Source organism: Myxococcus virescens (assembly GCF_900101905.1).
Taxonomy (GTDB): Bacteria; Myxococcota; Myxococcia; order Myxococcales; family Myxococcaceae; genus Myxococcus; species Myxococcus virescens.
Genome location: NZ_FNAJ01000003.1, coordinates 485,045 through 509,568, shown reverse-complemented (window position 1 = coordinate 509,568; position 24,524 = coordinate 485,045). Strand labels below are relative to the sequence as shown.

General features: G+C 70.1%; 16 protein-coding genes. 8 read left to right on the top strand and 8 right to left on the bottom strand.

Annotated elements, in window-relative coordinates; genetic code table 11:
* Nucleotides 1-36: 36 nt before the first annotated feature.
* The 3 genes from BLU09_RS12410 (at nucleotide 37) to BLU09_RS12400 (ending at nucleotide 3,871) form a co-directional block, all read left to right on the top strand.
* On the top strand, nucleotides 37-1,314 hold the full coding sequence (locus BLU09_RS12410) for a dicarboxylate/amino acid:cation symporter (protein WP_090489537.1): 1,278 nt from the start codon (nucleotides 37-39) through the stop codon (nucleotides 1,312-1,314).
* A 73-nt stretch (nucleotides 1,315-1,387) separates the two neighbouring features.
* Nucleotides 1,388-1,873 (top strand): FKBP-type peptidyl-prolyl cis-trans isomerase, encoded by a 486-nt coding sequence (locus tag BLU09_RS12405; RefSeq protein ID WP_090489536.1) that lies wholly within the window; start codon nucleotides 1,388-1,390, stop codon nucleotides 1,871-1,873.
* A gap of 102 nt (nucleotides 1,874-1,975) precedes the next feature.
* Entirely contained in the window at nucleotides 1,976-3,871 is a 1,896-nt protein-coding gene (locus BLU09_RS12400) for an OPT family oligopeptide transporter (RefSeq protein WP_090489534.1), read from the top strand.
* A gap of 20 nt (nucleotides 3,872-3,891) precedes the next feature.
* Here BLU09_RS12400 and BLU09_RS12395 read toward each other — a convergent pair whose 3' ends face one another.
* From BLU09_RS12395 to fusA, 3 genes are all read right to left on the bottom strand, one after another.
* The gene (locus BLU09_RS12395; RefSeq protein ID WP_244171649.1) at nucleotides 3,892-4,761 is read right to left on the bottom strand and encodes a flagellar motor protein MotB; all 870 of its coding nucleotides are present in this window, start codon (nucleotides 4,759-4,761) and stop codon (nucleotides 3,892-3,894) included.
* A gap of 272 nt (nucleotides 4,762-5,033) precedes the next feature.
* Nucleotides 5,034-6,962, bottom strand: coding sequence for an ABC-F family ATP-binding cassette domain-containing protein (locus BLU09_RS12390; RefSeq protein ID WP_090489532.1), 1,929 nt, complete (start codon nucleotides 6,960-6,962; stop codon nucleotides 5,034-5,036).
* 85 nt (nucleotides 6,963-7,047) lie between these two features.
* On the bottom strand, nucleotides 7,048-9,162 hold the full coding sequence (gene fusA, locus BLU09_RS12385) for an elongation factor G (RefSeq protein WP_090489530.1): 2,115 nt from the start codon (nucleotides 9,160-9,162) through the stop codon (nucleotides 7,048-7,050).
* A 159-nt stretch (nucleotides 9,163-9,321) separates the two neighbouring features.
* On the opposite strand from fusA, the gene BLU09_RS12380 reads away from it, so the two are divergent.
* Nucleotides 9,322-9,684, top strand: coding sequence for a nuclear transport factor 2 family protein (locus BLU09_RS12380; RefSeq protein WP_011552484.1), 363 nt, complete (start codon nucleotides 9,322-9,324; stop codon nucleotides 9,682-9,684).
* 40 nt (nucleotides 9,685-9,724) lie between these two features.
* Nucleotides 9,725-10,054: an encapsulin nanocompartment cargo protein EncD gene (gene encD / locus BLU09_RS12375; protein WP_090489528.1), complete on the top strand. Its 330-nt coding sequence runs from the start codon at nucleotides 9,725-9,727 to the stop codon at nucleotides 10,052-10,054.
* On the opposite strand, the gene sthA is transcribed toward encD, so the two are convergent.
* Nucleotides 10,038-11,441: a Si-specific NAD(P)(+) transhydrogenase gene (sthA, locus tag BLU09_RS12370; protein WP_090489526.1), complete on the bottom strand. Its 1,404-nt coding sequence runs from the start codon at nucleotides 11,439-11,441 to the stop codon at nucleotides 10,038-10,040. The genes encD and sthA overlap by 17 nt on opposite strands.
* A 50-nt stretch (nucleotides 11,442-11,491) precedes the next feature.
* A complete protein-coding gene (locus tag BLU09_RS12365) occupies nucleotides 11,492-12,298 on the bottom strand; it encodes a pseudouridine synthase (protein WP_090489524.1) in 807 nt (268 codons plus the stop codon).
* 183 nt (nucleotides 12,299-12,481) lie between these two features.
* Between BLU09_RS12365 and BLU09_RS12360 the strand changes: the two genes are divergently transcribed.
* Entirely contained in the window at nucleotides 12,482-12,742 is a 261-nt protein-coding gene (locus BLU09_RS12360; RefSeq protein WP_090489522.1) for a hypothetical protein, read from the top strand.
* Here the strand turns inward: BLU09_RS12360 and BLU09_RS12355 are convergent.
* Nucleotides 12,739-13,461 carry an RNA methyltransferase gene (locus tag BLU09_RS12355; RefSeq protein ID WP_090489520.1) on the bottom strand — a complete coding sequence of 241 codons (723 nt, stop codon included), beginning with the start codon at nucleotides 13,459-13,461 and terminating at the stop codon, nucleotides 12,739-12,741. The genes BLU09_RS12360 and BLU09_RS12355 overlap by 4 nt on opposite strands.
* A gap of 267 nt (nucleotides 13,462-13,728) precedes the next feature.
* Here BLU09_RS12355 and BLU09_RS12350 point away from each other — a divergent pair, with 267 nt between their 5' ends.
* Nucleotides 13,729-19,470 (top strand): alpha-2-macroglobulin family protein, encoded by a 5,742-nt coding sequence (locus tag BLU09_RS12350; protein WP_090489518.1) that lies wholly within the window; start codon nucleotides 13,729-13,731, stop codon nucleotides 19,468-19,470.
* Between the two features lie 22 nt (nucleotides 19,471-19,492).
* On the opposite strand, the gene BLU09_RS12345 is transcribed toward BLU09_RS12350, so the two are convergent.
* The gene (locus BLU09_RS12345; protein ID WP_090489516.1) at nucleotides 19,493-20,176 is read right to left on the bottom strand and encodes a phospholipase D-like domain-containing protein; all 684 of its coding nucleotides are present in this window, start codon (nucleotides 20,174-20,176) and stop codon (nucleotides 19,493-19,495) included.
* A 33-nt stretch (nucleotides 20,177-20,209) separates the two neighbouring features.
* On the opposite strand from BLU09_RS12345, the gene pbpC reads away from it, so the two are divergent.
* Nucleotides 20,210-22,579: a penicillin-binding protein 1C gene (gene pbpC / locus BLU09_RS12340; protein WP_186818011.1), complete on the top strand. Its 2,370-nt coding sequence runs from the start codon at nucleotides 20,210-20,212 to the stop codon at nucleotides 22,577-22,579.
* A 61-nt stretch (nucleotides 22,580-22,640) separates the two neighbouring features.
* Here the strand turns inward: pbpC and BLU09_RS12335 are convergent, their stop codons facing one another.
* Nucleotides 22,641-24,446 (bottom strand): CotH kinase family protein, encoded by a 1,806-nt coding sequence (locus BLU09_RS12335; protein WP_090489512.1) that lies wholly within the window; start codon nucleotides 24,444-24,446, stop codon nucleotides 22,641-22,643.
* Nucleotides 24,447-24,524: the final 78 nt, after the last annotated feature.

Sequence of the window (24,524 nt, the reverse complement as noted above, 5' to 3'; positions counted from 1 at the left end):
ACCATTCTCCTCCGGCGAGGAGGGCTCGGAGATTCGATGAAAGCGCACCAGAAGATGCTCGTCGGCATTGCCTCCGGCGCGGTGGCGGGCCTCGTCGCCAATGTCGTCGCGGGCGGCGCGCCCTGGCTGGCCTTCGTCGTGGACAACGTGGCCTCGCCGGTGGGGCAGATCTTCATCCGCCTGCTGCTGATGCTCGTGGTGCCGCTGCTGTTCTCCGCCATCGTCGTGGCCGTGGCGGAGCTGGACCTCAAGCAGGTGGGGCGGCTGGGGGCTCGCACGCTGGGCTACACCGTCGTCCTGTCCTCCATCTCCGTCCTCATCGGGCTGGTGCTGGTCAACACGCTGCAGCCCGGCGCGGGCCTCAGTGACGAGGCCCGGGCGCTGGCCCAGGGCGGGATGACCATCCAGGCGGCCGCCGCGCCGGGAGCGTCCTCGTTCGGCGCGGTGCTCGTCTCCATGGTGCCCACCAACCCCATCAAGGCCGCGGCGGATGGGGACTTCATCGGCCTCATCGTCTTCTCGCTCATCTTCGGCATGGGCGTGGCGCTCACGCCGAGCGAGCCCGTCCAGCGCCTGCGCGAGTCCATCCAGGGCCTCTATGACGTGATGATGAAGCTCATCGACGGCGTGCTGAGCCTGGCGCCCGTCGGTGTGGCCGCGCTGCTGTTCGCCATGACGGCGCGGCTGGGCTTCGGCATCTTCGTGCAGCTCGCCTCCTACATGGGCACGGTGTTGCTGGCGCTGGGCCTGCACATGTTCGTCGTCTACTCGCTGTCGGTGCGCTTCCTGGGCGGGCGCAGCCCCATCGACTTCTTCCGCAGCAGCCGGCTGGCCATCGTCACCGCCTTCTCCACGTCGTCCTCCAGCGCCACGCTGCCCACCGCGCTCAAGGTGGCGGAGGAGAACCTCAAGCTGCCGCGCAACGTGTCGCGCTTCGTGCTCACCGCCGGCTCGGCCATGAACCAGAACGGCACCGCGCTCTTCGAAGGCGTCACGGTGCTCTTCCTCGCCCAGGTCTACGGCGTGCCGCTCAGCCTGTCCGACCAGGCGCTCATCATGTTCATCTGCATCCTGGCGGGTATCGGCACCGCGGGCGTGCCGGCGGGCTCCATTCCCGTCATCGCGATGATTCTGGGCATGTTCAAGATTCCGGTGGAGGGCCTGGGGCTCATCCTGGGCGTGGACCGCTTCCTGGACATGTGCCGCACCACGCTCAACGTCACCGGCGACCTGGCCGCCGCCGTCTACGTGGCGCGCGGAGAGTCGGCCGACAGCCCGGCCGAAGAGGGAGCCGTGGACCCCTCTGCTTCCTGACGCCGGGCATTTCCCGCCGCACCTTCCCCACAGCAAACGCAGTCCCACCGCCGTCATCGGCAAGGAGCCCCGCATGAGGGTCGCCAAGGATTCCGTCGTCTCGCTCGAATACCGGCTGCACCTGGGAGACGGCCAGGTCATCGACCAGAGCGCGCCCGAGCAGCCGCTCTCCTACCTGCACGGGCACCGGCAGATCGTCCCGGGGCTCGAAGGGGCCCTGGAGGGCATGAGCTTCGGCGAGAGCAAGCAGGTGGTGGTGGCGCCCGGCCAGGGCTACGGCGAGCACGACCCGGCGGGCGTGCGCACCGTGCCTCGCAGCATGCTGCCGCCCGGCTTCTCGCCGCAGGCCGGCCAGTCGCTGATGGCGCAGACGGACCAGGGCGACATCCCGCTGCGCATCCAGGAAGTGCGCGATGACGGCGTCGTGGTGGACCTCAACCACCCGCTGGCCGGCAAGACGCTGCACTTCGACGTCACCGTGAAGGGCGTGCGTGCCGCCACGCAGGAGGAACTCTCCCACGGCCACGTCCACGGGCCGGGCGGGCATGAGCACGGCTGACGCAGGCTCCTGACGCGGCGCGGCCAGCCTCCCGGGTTGGTCCGCCCCGTCAAACGCGGTGCTCGCCGGGGGGCGTGGGGGTGAACTATCTTCGCCGCCCCCATGAGCCAGTCCCCCTCCCAGACGCCCAGTCCCAGCGGCCTCCGCATCCAACCGTCCGACTCACCGGGTGACGCGGGCGCCTCCGCGGCTCAGGATCCGGAACGTTACTGGCTGGAGCACGTCTACCAGGGTGGGGTGCGTCAGCTCACGGTGCGCGCCGTCATCGCCGGTATGGTGATTGGCGCGGTGATGTGCCTGTCCAACCTGTACGTCATCCTCAAGACGGGCTGGAGCCTGGGCGTCACCATCACCGCCTGCATCCTGGCCTTCGCGGTGTTCGGCACGCTGCGCTCGATTCGGGTGCTGAAGACGGAGTTCACCGACCTGGAGAACAACGCCATGGGCTCGGTGGCGTCGGCCGCCGGCTACATGACGGGCGGTGGCAACATGGCCGCGGTGCCCGCGCTGCTGATGCTGACGGGCACGCTGCCGTCCTCGGGCTGGCTGATGGTGTGGTTCGCCGTCATCTCCGCGCTGGGCGTCTTCGCGGCCATCCCCATCAAGCGCCAGCTCATCAACGTGGAGGCGCTGCCGTTCCCCACGGGCACGGCCACCGCGGAGACCATCCGCGCGCTGCACGGCCATGGCGAGGTGGCCCGCCGCAAGTCGCGGCTCCTGGGCATCGCGGGTGGCATCGGCGCGCTCGTGGTGGCGCTGCGGGACGCGCGCTTCACGTGGCTGACCAACATCCCGGAGAAGGTGAGCCTGCCCTTCACGATGCTGGGCAAGAAGGCGTCGGCGTGGTCGCTGTCCTTCGAGTTCAGCCTGCTGCTGGTGGGCGCGGGCGCGCTGGTGAGCTTCCGCACGGGCTGGTCCATGCTGCTGGGCGCCGTGCTCACCTACGGCTTCCTCGCTCCGGCCATGGTGAGCCAGGGCGCCATCGGCGAGGTGACCTACCGCTCCATCAACAGCTGGATGGTGTGGACGGGCTCGGCGGTGCTGGTGTCCTCGGGCCTGCTCTCCTTCGCCTTCCAGTGGCGCAGCGTGGCGCGCTCCTTCAAGTCGCTGTCCGGCCTGTTCAAGGGGAAGAACGCGAAGGAGGAGGAGGCCGACCCGCTGGCCGGCATCGAGTGCCCGCCCGCGTGGTTCCCCCTGGGCTTCGCGATTCTCGGCCCGGTGGCCGTGTTCCTCATGGCCTACCTGTTCCAGATTCCGTGGTGGGCGGGCGTGCTGGCCATGCCGCTGGCCGTCGTCATGGGCGTCATCGCCAGCCGGGTGACGGGCGAGACGGACACCACGCCCACCAAGGCGCTGGGCCCCGTCACGCAGCTCATCTTCGGCGGCCTGGCGCCGGGCAACATCCCCGCCAACGTCATGAGCGCCAACGCGACGGGCGGCGTGGGGCTCCATTCCGCGGACCTGCTGACGGACCTCAAGTCCGGGTGGCTGCTGGGCGCCAATCCGCGCCAGCAGTTCGTCGCGCAGCTCTTCGGCGTGGTGGCCGGCGCGGCCGTGGTGGTGCCCGTGTTCAAGATTCTGGTGCCAGACGCCAGCATGCTGGGCACGGAGGAGTTCCCCGCGCCCGCCTCCATGGTGTGGGCCGGCGTGTCGAAGCTGCTCGCCACGGGCGTGGCCGCGCTGCCGGGCTCGGCGCGCATGGGCGCGCTGTGCGGCGCGGCGCTGGGCATCTTCCTGGTGCTGCTGGAGCGCTGGGCCCCGGCGAAGGCCAAGGCCTACGTGCCGTCCCCCGCGGGCTTCGGGCTGGCCATCGTGATTCCGGGCTCCAGCTCCATCGCCTTCTTCCTGGGCTCGGCCATCGCCGCGCTGCTGCGCCGCACGAAGCCGAAGCTGGCGGAGGACATGGTGCTGCCGGTGTCCTCCGGCTTCATCGCCGGGGAGAGCCTGCTGGGCATCGGCATCGCGATGGCGAAGGCCTTCGGCGTGATGCCCAAGTAGGCCCCGCGGGGCGGGGCGCCTCAGTCCACCCGGAAGGTGGAGAACGAGGCGCCCGCCACGAAGCGGAAGGTGGGCGTGTCCATGCCGGCGCCCACGCCCGGCCCGCCCAGGACGTAGAGGTCCAGCCAGGACAGCGCGTGCTTGCGGATGGCCAGCAGCAACTCGCCGCCCGGACGGCCACCTTGCAGCGGCAGCCCCGCCACCAGGCTCACCTCGCCGCGCGTGCTCTCCCCGGCCCGCGACGTCACCGTGGCGCCCAGCCGCAGCTCGCTGCCGATGACGTCCTGGGAGAAGCCGGACACGCTGGCGAGCTCGTGCTTCTTGCGCACCAGCACGCCGGCCTCACCGCCCACCTGCCACGTCTCCGCCAGGAAGCCGACCTGCAGGCGGGGGTGCACCGCGTAGTCGTCCCGGGCCAGCAGCGCCGTGCTGCCCACCGGAAGCGCGGCTGACAGGTCCGCCGCCAGCTGGAGGCCAAGGTCCTGACGCTTCAGCGCCGCGCGCAGGCCCAGCCACGGCGTCCCCATTCCCGAGCCTTCCGGGGCGTTGAAGTCCCGGAAGCGCGTGCCCCCCTGGCTGACGATGAAGGGCACCTCCGCGGCGACCTGGAGCCACGGCAGCACGCCGTAGGCGGCCGTCAGGTCCATGGTGAAGCGGTCCTCCACCAGGCCACGGCCGCTGCCCGGCTCCCAGCGACGTTGGAAGGTGAAGGGGAGCTGCTCGTAGTGCCCCTGGACCGACATCCGCAGCGCGCCCTGGGGCAGCGTGCGGCCCGTGCCCACCATCAGCGAGCCCAGCGCCGCCGGGTCCAATTCCAGACGCTGGAGGTTGAAGGAGGGGAGCGACCGGCCCTGGGCCCGCGCTTCAGCGGGGCCAACGAACAGGGCCAATGAAGACAACACAGAGACAAGCGCAAGCGCAGGCCGGGACGGCAAGACGCGCCTCCAATGAAACACGACGTGAATGCGACGGCCCGAAGTCCCGCACGAGTCGCACGACACGCCAGTTCCGTGCAAGGGCGGCACGCCTACCCTTGCGGCCAGCAAGTATTGGGGTTCCAAACAACTTGCCGGCTTGACGGGCCAGTCGTCCGGATTCTTCCCGTGTTTCCGTGAAGTCTCATTCCCAGACATGGCTGGGAATGGACGGACGCGCGCGGCGCCTACGCGCTGGCGGCGGCCAGGTCCTGCAGCTCCTGCCAGCGCGTGTACAGCCGGTCCACCTCGGCGACGGCGGCGTCCAGCTCCTTCTGCACCTCCGCCACCTTGGGGCCGTTGCTGTACACGGCGGGGTCGGCGAGCTGGGCCTCCAGGCCGGCCTTGCGCGACTCGGCGGCCTCGATGGTGGCCTCCATGCCGTCCAACTCGCGCTGGTCCTTGTAGGAGAGCTTCCCGGGCTTGCGCGCGGCCTTGGCGGGCGCGGGCGCGGGCTCCTCCTGCTTGGGGCCCGGCTTCGGGGCGGCGGGGGCCGCGGCCTTCGCGTCCGCCTGCTCCTTCAGCCGCCGGTACATGGCGTAGTTGCCCTCGTAGCGGGTGACGCGGCCTTCGCCTTCGAAGGTGAGGATGCTGGTGGCCACCTTGTCCAGGAAGTACCGGTCGTGCGTGACGAGCAGGGTGCTGCCCCCGAAGTCCAGGAGCAGCCGCTCCAGGATGTTGAGGGTGACGATGTCCAGGTCGTTGGTGGGCTCGTCCAGCACCAGCACGTTGGCGCCCTCCAGGAACAGGCGCGCCAGCAGCAGCCGGTTGCGCTCGCCGCCCGACAGCGCCTTCACCTTCATGCGCTGCATGGGCACGGGGAAGAGCAGGTCGTCCAGGTAGTCGCGCAGGGCAATCTTCTGGTCGCCCAGCTCCACCCAGTCCTCGCCCTGCGAGGCCGCTTCGTACACGGTGGCCTCCAGGTCGAGCTGCGCTCGGCTCTGGTCGTAGTACGCCACCTTCGTGTTCTTCCCGATGACGAGCTTGCCGCCGTCGGGCTCCACCTCGCCCAACAGCACGCGCAGGAAGGTCGTCTTGCCCACGCCGTTGGGACCCACCAGGCCCACGCGCTCGCCGCGCTGGAGGCGGAAGTTCACACCGTCCAGCACCTTGCGGTCGCCGAAGGCCTTGTTCACGCCCTCGGCCTCGATGACGGTGTGGCCCAGCCGGGGCGCCGCCGCCACGCGCAGCTCCGCCACCTTGGGGCGCTCGAAGCCCTTCTCCGCCATCAGCTTCTGCGCGCGCTCGATGCGGGCCTTGCTCTTGGTGCGGCGGGCCTCCGGGCCCTTGCGCAGCCAGGCCACTTCCTGGGCAATCCAGCGCTCGCGCTTGTGCTGCGCCAGCGCGGCGTTCTCCTGCGCCACCAGCTTCTGCTCCACGTAGGCCTGGTAGTTGCCGGGGTAGGACGTGACGCCCGCGCCGGGCTGGATTTCGACGATGCGGTCCACCAGCCCGTCCAGGAAGTACCGGTCGTGCGTGACGAGCAGCAGCGCCCCGGGCAGCTTGTCCAGCTCCTCCTCCAGCCAGTCCACCGTGTCCGCGTCCAGGTGGTTGGTGGGCTCGTCCAATAGCAGCAGGTCCGGCCGCGTCAGCAGGGCCCGGGCGATGGCCACGCGCTTGCGCAGGCCGCCGGACAGCTGCGCCACGGGCCGGTCCCAGTCCTTCACGCCCAGCCTGTCCAGCAGCGTCTTCGCGTGGTGCTCGGTGTCCCAGCCGCCCATCTGCTCGATGCGGTCGCTGAGCGCGGAGAACTGCGCCATCAGCTTCTCCTGCTCTTCCGCCGGGGCGGACTCCATCCGCTTCGCCAGCTCCGCGTGAGCGGTCAGCGCCTCCTTCAGCGGCCCCTGGGACACGGACAGCTCGGAGGCCACCGTGGCGCCTTCGGGGAACTCCGGTTCCTGGGGCAGGTAGGTGACGCGGGCGCCGCGGCGCAGCTGGAGCTCGCCCGTGTCGGCGCGGGCGGCCCCGGCCAATATCTTCATCAGCGACGACTTGCCGGAGCCGTTGACGCCCACCAGGCCCACCCGTTCCCCCTCCTCGATGGTGAAGGTGAGGTCCTGGAAGACGGTGCGGCTTCCGAAGCTGAGCTGAACGTTGGCGGCGCGGAGCAGCGTCACGGGATTGGACTCCTGAAAAGGCGAAAGGCGCCCCTCATTGAAGAGGGACGCCTTCCTTACCGCCAGAGTGTGGCGGATGCGCGGACTACTTGCGCGCGGCCTGCTCGGCGGCCAGCTTCTCCTTGTACGCCGCCATCAGGGCCTCGGACTCGTTCCGGGGCACCGGCGTGTAGCGGGAGAACTCCATCGTGTACTCGCCCTTGCCCTGGGTGGCGGAGCGCAGGTCCGTGGAGTAGCCGAACATGGTGTTCAGCGGCACCTCGGCCACCGCCGTGACGTAACCATCGGCCGACTCGGTGGAGATGATGGTGCCACGGCGCTGGTTCAGCTGACCCACGACGGAGCCCTGGAAGTCCTCGGGAGCCTGGACCTCCACCTTCATCATCGGCTCGAGGATGATGGGCTTGGCGGCGGCATAGCCCTCACGGAAGCCCATGATGGCGGCCGTCTTGAACGCCATTTCGGACGAGTCCACCGCGTGGAAGGCGCCGTCGTTGATGACCACGCGGACACCGACCACGGGGAAGCCGATGAGGCTGCCCTTCTTCACGGCCTCGGTGAAGCCCTTGTCGCAGGCCGGGATGAACTCGCGGGGGATGGTGCCGCCCACGATGTCGTCCACGAACTCGTACTGTTGCACCGCGTCCGAGGGCAGCGGCTCGATGTAGCCGCACACGCGCGCGAACTGGCCGGAGCCGCCCGTCTGCTTCTTGTGCGTGTACGCGAACTCGCCCTTCTGGCTGATGGTCTCCCGGTACGCCACCTGCGGCTTGCCGGCCTGGACCTCGCAGTTGTACTCGCGCTTCATGCGCTCGATGTAGATCTCCAGGTGGAGCTCACCCATGCCGCGGATGATGGTCTGCCCGGACTCCTCATCGCGGTGCACGCGGAAGGTGGGGTCCTCCTTGGTGAAGCGGTTGAGCGCCTTGGAGAAGTTGGCCAGCGTGGAGCGGTCCTTCGGGGCCACGGCGAGCGAAATCACGGCGTCCGGGACGTGCATGGACGTCATCGTGTAGTTCACCGCGCCATCGGTGAACGTGTCGCCGGACGCGCACTCGATGCCGAACAGCGCAACGATGTCACCCGCGGTGGCCTCGTTGATGTCGTTCATCTGGCTGGAGTGCATGCGGACGATGCGCGGAACCTTGACCTTCTTCTGGTTCGACTGGTTGATGATGAAGTCGCCCTTCGTCACCCGGCCCTGGTAGATGCGCATGTACGTCAGCTGCCCGTAGCGGCCGTCCTCGAGCTTGAACGCGAGGCCAACGAAGGGCTTCTCCGGGTCGGAGTCGAGGATGACCTTCGCCTCGTTGTTCTTCTGGTCCAGCGCCTCGTTTGTCGCCTCTTTGGGGTTGGGCAGGAACGCGCAGACGGCGTTCAGGAGCAGCTGCACACCCTTGTTCTTGTACGCGGAGCCGCACATGACCGGCGTCATCTTCAGGCCGATGGTGGCCCGGCGGACGGCGGCGATCAGCGCCTCGTTGGAGATGGGCTCGTCGGCGAGGAACAGCTCGCCGAGCTGGTCGTCGACCTCGGCCACGCCCTCGATCATCTGCTGGCGGCGCGTCTTGGCCTCCTCGAGCAGCTCCGCCGGGATCTCCTCTTCACGGATGTTCTCGCCGCTCTCGCCATCGAAATAGAACGCCTTCATTTCGATGAGGTTGATCAGACCCTTGAGGCGGTCCTCGGCGCCGATGGGCATCTGCATCTTCACCGCGTGGTGGTTCAGCTTCTCCTTCAGCTGGGCGGCCACGCGGTCATAGTTCGCGCCGGTGCGGTCCATCTTGTTGACGAACGCGATGCGCGGGACGCGGTAGCGCTTCATCTGGCGGTCCACGGTGATGGACTGAGACTGCACGCCAGCGACCGAGCAGAGGACCAGGATGGCGCCGTCGAGCACGCGGAGCGAGCGCTCCACCTCGATGGTGAAGTCCACGTGTCCCGGGGTGTCGATGAGGTTGATGTTGTAGTCGCCCCACATCGCGAACGTGGCGGCGGACTGGATGGTGATGCCCTTCTCACGCTCCAGGTCCATGTTGTCCATGACCGCGCCCACGCCGTCCTTGCCGCGGACCTCGTGGATCTCGTGAATGCGACCCGTGTAGAACAGGATACGCTCAGAGAGCGTCGTCTTGCCCGAGTCGATGTGGGCGGAGATACCGATATTTCGAATCTTCTCGATGGGTGCGTTGGCGGCCACGATCCGGTCCTTCTTCTCTTGAAAGTGCCTGACGGAACAGAGCAGGCGGGGCCTCTACTTCCCACAGGACGTAGTTTCCAGCCAAATCCGCATGGAAATTGACCCACCCGGGCCTACCTCCACCTACTCAATGCCATTCTCAGTTGGGGTTTTTTAACGATGAGCGCGACAAAAAACTTCTCCCTCGCCCGAGCCTGGCTGGACGCTTTCAACGCCTATGACGTGGACGCGCTGGTGGCGCTCTATGCAGAGGACGCCACCCACACGTCCCCCAAAATCCGGGTGCTGCACCCGGAGACTGGCGGGCGGCTGGTGGGGCGGCAGGCCCTGTCCGCATGGTGGAAGGCGGCCAACGCCCGGCTGCCGGGGCTGCGGTATGAGCTGGTGGCCCTCACCGCGGACGAGGACCGGGTGTTCATGGAGTACCTGCGCCATGCGCCGGGGGAGGCCCCCATGCCGGTGGCGGAGGTCTTTGAGGTGCGCGACGGCCGGATTGTCGCCTCGCGGGTGTACCACGGCTGAAGTCCCCCACCTTCCGTGAAGTGGGCTAGCGTGGCCGCCAATGGCGAAGAACTCGAACCCCAGCGCATTCGACAGGGACTTCGGTTACCTGATGCCGTTCCTGGACCGCGTGACGGCGGCCGCCTCTGACCTGGAGGATGCGTCCGCGCGCGCGGAGCTGACCCGGCTGATGGTGGAGGAGAAGGCGCGCTGGCAGCGCATCCAGGAGCTGCTCGGAGGGGCGGGGGGCCGCGGCGCCGCCGCGCCCGCGCCGGCCCGGGAAGCGCCCGCCGAGCCACCCCGGCTGGCGCGGGGCTCGGCGGACGAACTGCACGAAGCGGCCCCTTTCGCCACGGGCCTCACGGTGGGCAGCCTCAGGGGCAGCCGCTGAGCTGGTCCAACGCGTCGAAGGTGGCCGCCTTGTAGGCCTCTGACAGCGTCGGGTAGTTGAAGCACGTCTCCACGAAGAGCCGGGCAGTGGAGCCGGTGAGCAGGGCGGTGAGGCCCACGTGCACCAGCTCGGAGGCCTGCGGCCCCATGACGTGCACGCCCAGCAGCTTGAGGCTCTCCCGGTGGAAGAGCAGCTTCAGCAGGCCGTGCGTGTCCCCCAGAATCTGTCCGCGTGGGTTGGTGGCGAAGGCGGCGCGGCCGGCCACGTAGGGCACGTTCAGCTTGCGCAGGGCCTCCTCCGTCTCGCCGGCCATCGACACTTCGGGGATGGTGTAGATGCCGTAGGGCAGCACCGGCGCCATGGTGCGCACGCCGCCCAGGTCGAACGCGTGCTCCACGGCGATGCGCGCCTGGTCCATGGACGTGGAGGCCAGCGCCGGGAAGCCGATGACGTCCCCCACGGCATAGATGTGGGGCAGGGCCGTCTGGTACGTGGGGCCCACCTCCACCTGGCCGCGCGGGCCCACCTTCACGCCCAGGGCCTCCAGCCCGAGGCCCGCCGTGTTGGCGGTGCGGCCGGAGGCGACCAGGACCTGGTCCGTCTCCAGCACGGCGCCGGAGGAGAGCATCATCCGGATGGGGGTGTCCGCGTCCCGCGGTGCGTCCACCTGCTCCACCACTTGGCCAAAGCGCAGCTGGATGCCGAGCGCCTCCATGCGCTGGCCCAGCAGCGCGGAGAACTCGTCGTCGAGAAAGGGCAGCAGCTCCTCGCGCGCCTCCACCAGCGTCACGGGGATGCCCATGGCGGCGAACATGCACGCGTACTCACAGCCGATGACGCCGGCGCCCACCACCACCAGTGAGCGCGGCAGCCTTTCGAGCTCCAGCACCTCGTCCGAGTCGTGGATGCGCGGGTCCTCGAAGGGGTACAGCTGCGGCCGGTACGGCGACGAGCCGGTGGCCACCAGGATGGTGCCGCCGGTGAGGCGCCGCTCCGGAGAGTCCTGGCGCCGCACGACGACGGTGTTCGCGTCCACGAGCGCGCCGGTGCCCTGGATGATTTCCACCTGGTGACGCTGGAGGTTGCGGGCAATGCGCTCGCGCTCGATGTCCTTCACCCGCCGTTCGCGGAAGAGGAAGTCGGACACCGTGGCCTCGTGCCGCAGCGTCGTCTCCACGCTGTACAGCCCGCGCGCCCGGAAGCCGGACAGGTGCAGCGCCGTCTCGCGCAGCGTCTTGGAGGGAAGGGTGCCCGTGTTCGCCGCGGTACCGCCCAGCACGGGCTCCCGCTCCACCACCGCCACGCGCTTGCCCGCAAGCGCCGCCTGTACCGCGCCCCACTCACCCGCCGGGCCAGAGCCAATCACCACCAGGTCGAAGTCCGCCATGGAGGCGAAGGTACGCGACCCCGCCGGTCGTTTGAAGCCGCTGCAAGCGGCTAGGGGGCCGAGGGCGCGCGCCCCTCGTAGCGAAGTCCCTCTCGGACCTCATCGTCCGTCAGCAACCGGAAGGTGCCTTCGGGGATGCCTTCCAGGTCCACGCCGCCAACGGCCTCGCGGTGCAGCGCGCGCACGGGCAGGCCCACGGCGCCGAGCATCCGCTTCACCTGGTGGTGCCGGCCTTCCGTGAGCGTCACCTCCACCGTGTGCTCGTCCCGCACGTTCACCTTCGCGGGGCGGGCAGGGCCATCATCCAACGTCATGCCTCGGCGCAGGGGCTCCACCCGCTCGTCGCTCGCGGTGCTGAAGACGGTGGCCACGTACCGCTTGGGCAGGTGCGCGTCCGGGGACGTGGCGTGGGCCACCAGCTTGTCGTCGTTGGTGAAGAGCAGCAGGCCCGTGGAATCCACGTCCAGGCGGCCCACGGCGTGCCACGTGTATCCCGCCAGCTCCGGTGGGAGCTGGGGCAGCAGCGCCTCGAAGACGGTGCCGGTGCGGTGTTGCCGCTCCGTGGAGGACAGCAGGCCCGCGGGCTTGTGGAAGGCCAGCACCCGCGTGGGCGGGGCCTCCAGGGACACGACGAGGCCGTCCACTTTCACGGTGGCGCCCGGCGGCACGGGCGTCAGCGCCATCTTCGCCACGCGGCCGTTGATGCTGACGCGGCCGGCGCGGATGGCGTCCTCCGCTTCCTTCTGGGGAAAGATGCCCGCGCGGGCCAGCGCGCGCGACAGCCAGTCCGGCTTCTCCTTGCCCTCCCAGCGTTTGTGTTGCGGCGGCGGCTTCGGCTTGTCGGGCTTGCGAGGCATGGGCGCGGCACTGTACCCGGCCGGGCCTCGGGCGGGGGCGGGAGTTGAACGGGCCCAGGAGGCGCTGTCGCGGTGAAGCCGCGTGAACGGGGGGCCGCCCGGCCGGCCGGTCTGCGTCCACGCGGCCGGCGTGGCCCTTCGGGATGACGGGCAGGAACGTGCGTCGGTGGACACCTTCCGAACATGCGCACCCGGATTCCATACCTGACGCTCCTGGTCCCCGTTCTCGCGCTCGCCCAGTCACGGGCGCGGGTGCCCATCGCCGGGGAGCCCGCGCCCGCCCAATCCACGTGGCTGTGGGTCCTGCTGCTGGTCGTGGCCGCCGCTGTCCTCGCCTGGGGCGCGGTGCGCATGGCGGGGCGCAAGGGGCCGCCGACGTCCGGCTCCGGGGGGATTGGCGTGGGGAAGGGGACGGGGCTGCCCCAGAAACCGCGCTCCGTCTAGGGCGCGGGCTGACGCTTGCGGAGGCTGTGCAGCGCGGCCAGCCACAAGCGGGCTTCCTTCCGCGTCAGCCGTGAGCGCCGCAGCGGTGCGAACAAGTCCCGCACCGCCGTGCGGCCCGGCTGGGCGTCCACGAGGAAGCCTCCCGTCGTGAGGATGGATTCCAGCGTGGACTCCACCTGCGCGAGCTCCGCGTCCGTGGCCGCCGCGGGCAGCGGGCCGGGCGGCGTGGCGGCGGCCTCCAGCATCGCCACGCGGACCTCGTAGGCGTACAGCAGCACGGCCTGCGCCAGGTTGATGGAGGGCTGTTCGGGCGCGGTCGGCACGGCGGACAGGTCGTGCACGCGCTCCACCTCCGCGTTGGTGAGTCCACTGCGCTCGTCACCGAAGACGAGCGCCACGGGCCCTTGGGGCGCCCGGGCCACCAGCTCCTCACCCACCGCGCGCGGGGGAAGCCGGCGCTTGCCTTCGACCTTGCGCGAGCTGGTCCCCACCACCCAGACACAGTCAGCCACGGCCTCTTCCAGCGTGTCCGCGCGCCGTGCCGCGTCCAGCACGTCCCCGGCGTGGACGGCGAGCCTTCGCGCCGGCTCCAAATCCTCCACCTCCGGGCGGACCCAGACCCAGTCGGACAGGCCGCAGTTCTTCAAGGCCCGGGCGGCGGCGCCCAGGTTTTCCGCGTTGCGGGGGCGCATGAGGACGAATCGGACGGGCAGCACCATGCGCGGGGCACCTTAGCGGTTTCTCGCAGCCTGAGGACCGCGGATGGAGGTCCCGCCGCGTCGCGGACTCCGCTAGCCTGGGGGCCTCGAAAGCCTTCGCAGGCGTCCAGGAGCCACGGACGGTGTGGCTCCCTGGACACCCTGCGGGTCCGCTGACGCGCGGGGGACGCGTCAGAGCCGCGGGCGCCTGACCACAGCCCTCTCTTCCTCGGCGTGTCCCCGTCCGGCACGCCTTGTGAAGAACACGCGTCATCTTCTGGAGGAATCATGGGTTCGCAGTCCGTCGTCACGCAGCGGCCAACGTGGGCGAAACGCTCGCGCTGGCTCCTCGCGGCCATGTTGGTGAGCGCCACGCTCGCAGGCTGCAAGAAGGAACCGGAGTCCACCGAGCCGCCCGCGTCGCAGCCCCAGGCGCCCGTCGCCGCGCAGCCGGCGGACTCGGGGACGGCCGTGGCGCAGGCGCCGACGCCCCCCGCGCCCGAGCTGCTGACGCCCGTCGTCCGCGCGGTCTCCACCAACGACGTGCTGCCGCAGGACATCGTCATCGAGTTCCCGCGGGAGGTGCGCCCCAACGATGGCTCGGTGTTGAAGGACACCGTCGTGACCATCACTCCGGAGGTGCCGGGCAGCCTCTCCTGGTCCTCCCCGTCCACGCTGACCTTCAAGCCGTCGGGGGCGGGCTTCGCCTTCGACACGAAGTACGCCGTCTCGCTGGCGTCGGTCGGGCTGGATTCGGGCGTGGTGAAGCCGGCCGCGGTGGGGGACTGGTCGCACACGTTCACCACGCCGCCCTTCCAGTTCGTCCGGATGGTGCCGCGTCAGCTCGACACGGTGAAGGGCCGCGTGGAGGTGGAGGTCGTCTTCTCCGGTCCCGTGGATATCGCCGCGGTGCGCTCGCGTGCGGGCTTCCGGGTGGGTGGGCAGGCCGTGGGTGACGTGAAGTGGCGCACCCTTCCCACCACGCGCAACGTCGTCAGCGCGCAGCTGACCAGCGGGCTGCTCAAGCAGGGCCGCACGGTCGACTTCAGCCTCCAGGCGGGCCTGCCCGCCGCGTCGCAGGCGAAGGCGACGGCCCCCGCCGCGCGCAGCGCGTTCGAGCTCCGCGCCGGCAAGCGCATGGACATCACCCGCGCCTCGGTGGAGCAGGGGGCCACGGGCTTCTACATCGAGGTGAGCTGCCGGGACGTGGACGGCGCCGAGCCGCCCTCCCCGCGCGAGACGGAAGGGTATGACCCGTACTACTGGGACCACCGCAACAAGGGCTGCACGCTGGATGACGGCGTCGCCGCGGAGGCCATCCACCTGACGCCCGCCGTCAAGGTCTCCGTCGCGCCGTCCCGCCGCGGCTTCCGCATCTTCGGTGACTTCAAGCGCGGCTCCTACGCGCTGCGCATCGACGCGGGCACGACCTCGGTGGGCGGCGGCATGCTGCTGGCCACCTACGAGGAGGCCTTCGCCGTCCCCGCGCGCTCGCCGCAGCTGTCCTTCGCCACCTCCGGCCGCTACCTGCCGCGCAGCGCGTGGCGCAACCTGCCGTTGCAGCACCTCAACCTGGACTCGGTGGAGCTCACCGTCCGCAACGTGCCGCCGGAGAACCTCGTCTTCTGGATGAGCGACGACTACCGCGAGCGCGCGGACGAGCGCACCTCCAACGTGGTGGCGAAGCGGACGCTGGCGCTCAAGTCGCAACCGGACACGCTGGCGACCACCTACGTGGACGTGGCCAGCCTGGTGCCGGCGAACACGAAGGGCCTGGTGGAAATCACCGCGAAGCAGAGCCACCACGTGGCGGCCAGCCGCATCCTCCTCACCAACCTGAGCCTGGTGGCCAAGCGCGGTGAGGCCGCGCCGGGCTCCAGCGGCGCCGGTGAGGTCTGGGTGTGGGCGCTGGGCATCGAGAGCACCGAGCCGCTGTCGGGCGTGGAGGTCTCCCTGGTGAAGAAGAGCGGCGAGTCGGTGGCCCGCTGCACCACGGTGGCGGCGGATGGCTGCCGGCTCCAGGTGCCCGCGCCCGGCGTCGACGACAGCGCGCCCTTCGCGCTCATCGCCCGTGACGGCGAGGAGCTGACGTACCTCAAGTACAGCGAGCTGAAGACGGAGATTGCCAACGCGGACGTGCATGGCGAGCCCTACCGTTCGGAGAAGGCCTACCGCGCGTCGGTGTGGTCGGACCGGGGCGTGTACCGCCCGGGCGACACGGCCCACATCGCCGCGGTGCTGCGGGGCCAGGATGACAAGGCGCCGCCGGCGGGCATGCCCGTGGAGCTGGTGGTGGTGGACCCGCGTGAGCGTGAGCTGAAGAAGGTGTCGCTGAAGACGAACGAGGCGGGCCTGGTGACGCTGGACCTGCCCTTCGAATCATTCCAGGACACGGGCAGCTACCGCGTGGTGCTGAACGTGGCGGACCGCGAAGTGGCAATCTACTCCGTCAGCGTGGAGGAGTTCGTCCCGGAGCGCATGAAGGTGGAGGCGCGCACGGAGCAGGCCGGCTACCTCCAGGGGGACGAAGTCCCGGTGGGCGTGGAGGCCGCGTACCTCTTCGGCGGCTCGGCGGAGGGCAGCCCGGTGGAGCTGACGTGCCGGCTGATTCCGTCCGCCTTCAAGCCGAAGGAGAACGCGCAGTACGCCTACGGGCTGTGGCGCCAGGACGGCAGCGAGCCCCGCCCCGTCACGCTGGGCCAGGTGCAGGGCACGCTGGACGCGAAGGGACAGGCCGTCCTTCGTTGCCCAGCCCAGGGCGCCATGGGGGCCCTGCGGGGCGCCGGGGCGCTGAGCGCGCTGGCCAGCGTCTTCGAGTCGGGCAGCGGCCGTTCCACTCTGGGCAGCGTGACGGTGCCGGTGCACCCGGAGGCGTACTACGTGGGCCTCCAGGGCAGCACGGGCAAGGTGAAGGCCGGCAAGCCCTTCACGGTGAAGGGCGTGGTGGTGGACTGGGACGGCAAGCTGCTGGCCGCCTCGGACAAGACGCCCAAGACGGTGGACGTGGAGTTCCTGCGCCTGGAGGAGGAGTACGGCTCCTTCTACGACGAGAACGAGGGCTACGAGCGTTACCAGCGCTACCTGCGCCCGGTGCGTGAGGGCCGCTCCACGGTGGCGGTGAAGGATGGCCGCTTCTCGCTGGACGTGACGCCGGGCGCGGACTCCGCGGGCTACATCGTGCGCGTGCGCTCGGGTGGGGCCCAGACGGACCTGGAGCTGGAAGGGGAGGGGCGCTACTACTGGTGGGGAGAAGGCTCGCGCGTGGACCAGACGCCGCGCCCGCTCAAGCCCACCTCGCTGGAGCTGGCGCTGCCGGCGAAGGGGCGCGTGGGACAGGCCATCACCGTGAAGGTGAAGTCGCCCTACAAGGGGCGCATGCTCTTCACCGCGGAGACGGACCGCGTGCTCGCCTCCCACTGGGTGGCGGTGGAGCCCGGCGAGGTGACGTGGAGCTTCACGCCGTCCGCCTTCGCGCCCAACGTGTACGTGAGCGCCTTCCTGGTGAAGGACCCGCACCTGGAGTCGGCCGAGGCCTTCATGCCGGACCGCGCCTTCGGCGTGGGCAGCGTCACCCTGGAGCCGGTGGAGTACACGCAGTCGGTGACGATGAACGTGCCCAAGGAGGTTCGCTCCAACGACACCCTCACGGTGGACCTGGAGCTGGGCCCGCAGGAGGGCCCCACCTTCGCCACCATCGCGGTGGTGGACGAGGGCATCCTCTCCCTCACGCGCTTCCAGAGCCCGGACCCGCAGAAGCAGCTCTTCACCCGGCGGGCGCTGGGCGTGGAGACCTACGAGACGCTGGGCTGGACGCTGCTGGTGCCGCCGGGTGGCGCGTCCCGCTCCACGGGTGGTGACGGCGAGGGCGGCGCGGATGGCCGCGTGCAGCCCGTCAAGCCGGTGGCGCTGTGGAGCGGCCTGCTCCCGGTGCCGGCCAACGGCAAGCTGCGCGTGCCCTTCAAGCTGCCCCAGTACCGCGGCGCGGTGCGGGTGATGGCGGTGACGGCGGGCCCGCAGCGCATTGGCCGCGCCAGCGCGCAGGTGTTGGTGCGCGACCCGCTGGTGCTCCAGACGACGTTGCCTCGCTTCCTCACGCAGCACGACGAAATCCAGGTGCCCGTCTTCGTCACCAACCTGTCCGGCAAGGCGCAGGACGTGAAGGTGACGCTCAACGCGGAGTCACTGCCGGTTCCAGGGCTGGTGATGCCCGCGGCGGCCACTTCGCCGCTTCAGCTGCTGGGCAAGAGCGAAGGCACGGCGCGGGTGGCGGACGGCAAGTCCCACACCTTCGTCTTCCAAGCCCGCGCGGTGCAGGCGGTGGGCGCGGCGCGGCTGTCGGTGACGGTGGAGGGCGGCGGCTACACCTCGAGTGAGTCGCTGGACGTGCCGCTGTCTCCGGCGGGCCCGCGCGAGCGCCTGGTGCAGCAGATTGAACTGGCGCAGGGGACGACGGACGTCTCGCAGTACCTCCAGGGCTGGGTGCCCACGACGGAGCGCTCCACGCTGTGGGTGACGGCCAACCCGTACGCGCGCTCGTTGCAGCACCTCGCGTACCTGGCGCGCTACCCCTACGGCTGCGTGGAGCAGACGACGTCCGCCACCCGTCCGTTGCTGTACGTGTCCGAGCTGGTGAACGACGTGGACCCCACGCTGACCGGGGGCGGGACCGTGGGCGACATGGTGCTGTCGGGCATCAACCGCATCCTGGCCATGCAGACGCCGTCGGGCGGCTTCGGCTACTGGCCGGGCGCCACGGAGCCGGTGGGCTGGGGCTCGGCGTACGCCACGCACATGCTGCTGGACGCGCAGAAGCTGAAGTACCCCGTGCCGCAGGACCGGCTGAATGACGCGCTCACGTGGATGTCCACCGAGCTGAACAAGTTCGAGAGCCGGCAGGGCCGCGACGACATGTACACGGACAGCGCGGAGGCCTACATGCACTACGTCCTCTCCGTGGCCGGCAAGGGCCGCAAGGCGCGTGTGCAGAAGATGGTGGACGCGCTGGCGGAGCGGGCGAAGAAGAAGGCGCTCACGGGCGAGGAGCAGGAGCGTGACTACATGCTCAAGGCCTCGCTGTGGCTGTCGGGCGACCGGCGCTACGAGAAGGAGCTGCGCAACCCCGACCTGTCGCCCGTCACCGAGGAGCGGAAGAACGACTGGTCCTTCTACTCCGACCGGCGCCGCCGTGGCTTCATGCTCAGCACCTTCCAGGACTTGTTCGGCAAGGACGCGGCGGGTGAGCCGCTGGCGCGCATGGTGGCCGAATCGCTCCAGGCGCACTCCAGCGGCTGGTACACGACGCAGGAGTTGGTGTGGGGCATCACCGGCCTGGGCAAGCGGCTGCAAGGGACGTCCACCCAGTTCTCCGCGCCGGTGCTCAAGGCGGACGGAAAGGTCATGACGCCGGTGCAGGACAAGACGGTGCGTTCGTCGGACCGGACGTGGTCCCTGGCCCGCGCCAGCGAGCGGCAGGGCCTTCAGCTGGAGGTGACGTCCAAGGACGAGGGCCGGCTGTACCTCGTGCTCAGCAGCGAGGGCGTGCGCTCGGACAGCAAGCCCCGCACGGGCGGTGAGGGCCTGGCGCTCACGCGCACCTGGCGCAAGCTGGACGGCACGGTGCTGGCCATGGGGCAGGCCCCGGTGGCGTTGGCGGACCTCGTCTACGTGGAGCTGGAGATTCGCAACACGACGGGCGAGCGCGTGCAGAACATCGCCCTGGTGGACCGGCTGCCGGCGGGCTGGGAAATCGAGAACGCGCGCCTGGGCCGGGGTGGCTCCACGGACTGGGTGGACCCGGCGTCGCTGTGGTCCGCGGACTACGTGAACATCCGCGATGACCGGATGGAGGTCTTCGGCAGCCTGGGGCCTCGCGAGGCGAAGAAGGTCGTCTACGCGGTGCGCGCGGTGACGGCGGGTGCCTTCACCCTGCCGTCGGCGGAGGCGGAGGCCATGTATGACCCGCGCTTGTGGGCGCGTGAGCCGGGCCGGACGATTCAGGTGTCCGGGCCGTGGAAGGACAACCTGCTGTAGCGCGCGGCGCGGGGAGACGCTCCTAGTCGAGCGTCTCCCACAGCGCGTCGAACGCGCGGTTGAAGGGCTGCACCAGCCGCGCGTCGTCGGAGACCAGGACGTTCTCGTGGTTGTACTCGGCGGCCGAGCGCGTCCAGTTGTAGCTGCCCGTCACCAGCCGCAGCCGGTCGAACACGGCGAACTTGTGGTGCATGTGCGCGGACGTCCTGTCCAGGCGGATGGGGATGCCGGCGTCCCCCAGCCGCTCCATGTCGGAGCCCGGGTCCATGGCCTTGTCATCGTCACTCACGATTCGCACCCGCACCCCGCGCCGGTGGGCGTCCAGCAGCGCGCGGGTGATGCGGTCATCCGTCACGGTGAAGACGCAGACGTCGATGGAGCCGCGTGCCGACTGGATTTGCTGGACGATGGCGTTGAGCGGCCCCTCACCCGGAGAGAAGTGCGCCTCCATGCGCGATGTCTGCTCGGGCTGGGGCGCGTGCAGCGCCTGCACCGTCTCCTCCAGCCAGGAGATGATTTCCCGGGAGCGCGCGTCCTTCATCGACGCTCGCGCCAGGGCGAAGGCCCGGGAGCGGAAGAGGGTGAGCAGGGCCTCGCCAGCCCGCCGCTCAGCCAGGACGGACTGCAACGCCTGCCGCTCGGTAGGGGTCAGCCGCCGGTCGTCGAGAATGGACGTCAGGATGGCGTCGATTTCAAAGGCATTCATTGCGCGGAGTATATGCCTGGGATTCACCGTCTCATGAGCCGTGCCCGTCGAATCACCCGGAAGCTCTTGTTCGTCGGCCTGGGGTTGTCAGGCCTCGCGGTGGCCGCGTGGGTGGCCGCCTGGCGCGTACCCCTGCCTGCCCGTCTCTTCGCGCCCGCATCGGTGGTGATGGAGTACCGGGACGGCACGCCGGCCCACGTCTTCCTGGCCCCGGACGAGCGCTGGCGCATCCCCACGCAACTGGAGCGCGTGGACCCCGACTACGTCCAGGCCCTGCTGGCCCTGGAGGACAAGCGCTTCTTCCACCACCCGGGCGTGGACCCGCTGGCGGTGCTGCGCGCGGCGACACGCAACCTGTCCACGGGGCGGCGGGTGTCCGGCGCCTCGACCTTGACGATGCAGTTGGTCCGCGTGTTGGAGCCGCGGCCCCGCACCTTCACGTCGAAAGTCATCGAGTCCTTCCGGGCGATGCAGCTGGAGGTGCGGCTGACCAAGCAGGAGGTGCTCGCGGCCTATCTCCAGTTCGTCCCGTACGGGCGCAACGTCGAAGGCGTGGAGGCGGCCGCGCTGACGTACTTCGGCCACACGGCGGCGAACCTGAGCCCCGCGGAGATTGCCACGCTGCTGGCGGTGCCGCAGAACCCGAACCGGCGCTTCCCCACGGCGCAGAACACGGCCCGGTTGAAGTCGGCGCGGGACGGCGTGGCGCGAAGGCTGCTGGACGTGGAGGCGCTTCCCCGAGGGCCCGAGGCGGCCCGCGTGTCGGCGGAGACGGTGCTGCGCGAGGTGCGCGACACGCCTGTGCCCACGGACCTGAAGCCCTTTCCCCGTGAGGCGCCACACGTGGCGGTGTGGCTGCGCACGCAGCGGCCGGAGCATGCCCGGCTGCGCACCACGCTGGACGCCGGCACGCAGCGGATGGTGGAGCGGTTGATGCGGGACGCGGCGGTGGGCCTGGCGCCGCGAGGCATCTACAACGGGACGGCGGTGGTGGTGGACCGGCAGCAGGCGGAGGTGCTCGCGCTGGTGGGCAACTTCGACTTCTTCGACCAGAAGCACGGCGGGCAGATTATCGGCTTCGCCACGCCGCGCTCGCCGGGCTCGGCGCTCAAGCCCCTGCTGTATGCCATGGGCATCGACCTGGGAATGGTGGGGCCGGAGCAGCTGGTGGCGGACGTGCCCACGGCCTACGGCGGCTATGCGCCGCGCAACTTCGACGGCCGCTTCCAGGGTTTGGTGCGCCTGGAGTACGCGCTGTCCCAGTCGCTCAACATGCCCTTCGTGCGGCTCTTGGAGCGCGTGGGGGTGGAGCGCTTCCTGGGCGCCCTGCAAGCGGCGGGAGTCACGAGCCTGGTGCAGGAGCCCGGGTACTACGGCCTTTCCGCGGCGGTGGGCGGCATCGAGCTGACGCCGCTGGAGCTCGCGGGTGTCTACGTCGCGCTGGCGGGGGATGGACGCGCGCCGCCGCTGCGGCTTCTGCTGGACGAGAAGGCGGCCGCGCCGGTGGAGGTGCTGTCCCCTGGCGCGGCCTGGCTGACGCGCCAGGCACTGTCGCTGAGGGACCGGCCGGACTTCCCGGCCCGCCGTCGGCTGACGGGCATGCCGGCGCGCGTGCACTGGAAGACAGGGACCAGCTTTGGCCACCGCGACGCGTGGGCGGCGGGCTCGGGGCTGCGGCACACGGCGGTCGTCTGGCTGGGGAACTTCAATCACACGCCCAGCGTGCACCTGGTGGGTGCTGACGCGGCGGGGCCGGTGTTGTTCGACATCCTGGAGGGCGTGGGCCCGCGCGGCCTCAACCTGCCGGACGAGAGCGTGAATCCGCCCGATGACCTGGCCGTGGTGGAGGTCTGCGCCTATTCGGGCCACCTGCCGACGGACGCCTGCGTGCAGCGCAAGCACGTCTACGCGCGGCGCTCGGCGGTGCCCACCGCGCGGTGCCCGTACCACCAGCACGTGGAGGTGGACGTGGCCACGGGGCTGTCGGTGGGGCCCATGTGCCGGACGGGGCGGAAGACGGAGACGCGGGTGTATGTGACGTGGCCGGCCACCATCCGCCGCTGGCTGGAGGAGCAGCACCGGCGCCTGCCGGAGCCGCCCGCCGCCGCGCCTGGCTGCGAGCCCGGGGGCGCGCGCACGGCCCCGTCCATTGTCTCCCCCGCGCCGGGACATGTGGCCGTGCTGATTCCCGGTGTCCCGGCCTCACAGCAGGAGGTGCCGCTGGAGGCGGAGGCCTCACACGAGCGGGCACTGACGTGGTTCGTGGACGGGGCCCTGCTGGGGACGGCGCGCGCCGATGAGCGCGTGTGGTGGACGCCGTCCGTGGGCTCCCACGAGATTCTCGTCACTGACGACCGGGGACTGAGCGCGAAGCGGACGCTGGAGGTCCGCATGCGGCCCTGAAACGCAGCGCGGCGCCCCCGAGGACAGGCGCGCCGCGCTCAGGAGTGGCTGGCCGCCGCGCTCAGCGCACTTCCCAGCCCCGCGCGCCGCGCTCGTAGCGCTTGCCCACGCCCAGGTCGCCGTAGAAGAGCAGGTCCTTCACGCCCACCACGGAGCGCCCGTCGAAGAGGCCAATCTCGCCTTGGGCGGGCATCTGGATGCCCAGCTGCGCGGCGTTGAGGCGGACGCGCTGTCCCGGGGCCACCGTCAGCGCCGGCAGCACCGCGCCGATGGGGGCACGCACCTGCGTGGGCAGGTGGCCGGGGCTCTGCGCCAGGCTGATGCGCAGCTGCGTCGTCAGCACCATGCCCGCCAGGGACAGGGGCGCCGACGTGCGGTTGCCCACCTCCACCCAGCCTTCACGCGGGTGGACGGCCTCCAGCACCAGCGTGGGTTGCTGCTGCGCGAGCCGCTCCAGTTCCTTGAAGATGAAGTTGCGGCGCTCGCGCACGTAGCGCTTCAGGTAGGAGCGGCCCGCGGTGAAGCGGCCGTAGTCCATGAAGGGGTCGTCACGCATGTGCGGGTCGATGAGCGCGTGCAGCTTGTCGATGTGCGCGTCCATCACCTCGCTGGTGAAGAGCTCCTCCATCGCCTTGTCCAGCCGCGCCTCCAGCCGCTCGCGCAGCACGGGGTTCATCACCACGCGGGTGGCCAGGTTGGAGAACACCGGCAGGTAGCCGGGGTACGAGGCCGTCTCCAGCTTGCGCTGCTCGTACATCTTCGCCACCCAGGCGTCGATGAGGGTGAAGCCGAACAGCGGGTGGCGCATGTTGCTGGTGCTCTGGCTCATGTCCTCCACGCTGATGGGGTACCACCAGCGCGAGTCCACGTTGTTGAGGTCCCACGGGACGTAGGACCACTTCGCCACCGCGCGGTCGTAGATGAAGTAGCTCTCCGAGTCCTCCACGTAGTTGTTGGACATGAGCGCGTCCATCACCATGGCGCGCAGGTAGTGCTCCAGCTCGAAGCGCTTCTCCATTTCGCTGACGAACTGGGGCTCGGGTGTGTGGTTGATGGCGCCCACCATCTCCCAGAGCTTGTCGTCCGGCTGGGACTCGTTCGTCTTCTTCGCCCAGTCACCCTGGTACGGCACCTTCACCATCTTGAATTCGCAGTCCTTCCAGCCACACCGGTAGATGGTTCCATCCGTGTCGGCATAGGCGTGCGCCCGCAGGAAGGCCTTGTTCACCTGCTCGATTTCCAGGAACACGCCCTGGTACACGCCGTTGACGTTGAGCCGCACCAGCGTGCCCTTCGACGCGGGGACGCGCATGGCCTCCAGCAGGTCGAAGGCAATCTTCTCCGCCAGCAGCGTCGCGTCCGCGTACTCGGCCACGAGGTTGAGTGACGTCCTCCCCTCGAAGCGCACGCCGTCCTCGAAGCTCACGTTCCAGCTCTTCTTCGGGAAGAAGCGCGCGGAGGCGCCCCGCAGGCGCACCTGCACGCGGTACGTCGTCCCGTTCGCCTTGAAGAGGCCGTCCTGCTCCGGCGTCCAAGGGTCCGCCTCGAACATCCGCATCGTCTCTTCGGGGATGATGAGCTCGTATTGCGGCACCGACGTCTGCACGGGCGGCATCACAAAGGGCCGCTCCGTCTCCGGCACGGGCGGTGGCGGCTCCGGAGGCGGATCCACCGGCGGTGGGTCGACGGGAGGCGGGTCCACCGGTGGCGGCTGCGTCGGCGGCGGCTCCTCCTCGCCAGGGGGCGTTTGCGGATTGTCCACACCCGGAGGGTCCTGGAGGAGCGGTGGCCGCTCCGCCTGGAGTCCATCACACGCCCACAGGCTCAGCAGCGGCAGGCACAGCAGCAATCGAGAAGGAGTCATCAACCCCGGCGCAAAGCAACGGTTGTGCCCGCCTCCAGGGCCCCTTTTTGGTGGAGAGCGAACGCTTGAGCCGGCACGCAG

Coding starts and splice junctions, on each gene's coding strand:
- pbpC (WP_186818011.1), top strand. CDS start 20,210: ATGAGCCGTGCCCGTCGAATCACCCGGAAGCTCTTGTTCGTCGGCCTG.
- BLU09_RS12400 (WP_090489534.1), top strand. CDS start 1,976: ATGAGCCAGTCCCCCTCCCAGACGCCCAGTCCCAGCGGCCTCCGCATC.
- BLU09_RS12405 (WP_090489536.1), top strand. CDS start 1,388: ATGAGGGTCGCCAAGGATTCCGTCGTCTCGCTCGAATACCGGCTGCAC.
- encD (WP_090489528.1), top strand. CDS start 9,725: ATGGCGAAGAACTCGAACCCCAGCGCATTCGACAGGGACTTCGGTTAC.
- BLU09_RS12345 (WP_090489516.1), bottom strand. CDS start 20,176: ATGAATGCCTTTGAAATCGACGCCATCCTGACGTCCATTCTCGACGAC.
- BLU09_RS12410 (WP_090489537.1), top strand. CDS start 37: ATGAAAGCGCACCAGAAGATGCTCGTCGGCATTGCCTCCGGCGCGGTG.
- BLU09_RS12380 (WP_011552484.1), top strand. CDS start 9,322: ATGAGCGCGACAAAAAACTTCTCCCTCGCCCGAGCCTGGCTGGACGCT.
- BLU09_RS12355 (WP_090489520.1), bottom strand. CDS start 13,461: ATGGTGCTGCCCGTCCGATTCGTCCTCATGCGCCCCCGCAACGCGGAA.
- sthA (WP_090489526.1), bottom strand. CDS start 11,441: ATGGCGGACTTCGACCTGGTGGTGATTGGCTCTGGCCCGGCGGGTGAG.
- BLU09_RS12360 (WP_090489522.1), top strand. CDS start 12,482: ATGCGCACCCGGATTCCATACCTGACGCTCCTGGTCCCCGTTCTCGCG.
- BLU09_RS12350 (WP_090489518.1), top strand. CDS start 13,729: ATGGGTTCGCAGTCCGTCGTCACGCAGCGGCCAACGTGGGCGAAACGC.
- BLU09_RS12365 (WP_090489524.1), bottom strand. CDS start 12,298: ATGCCTCGCAAGCCCGACAAGCCGAAGCCGCCGCCGCAACACAAACGC.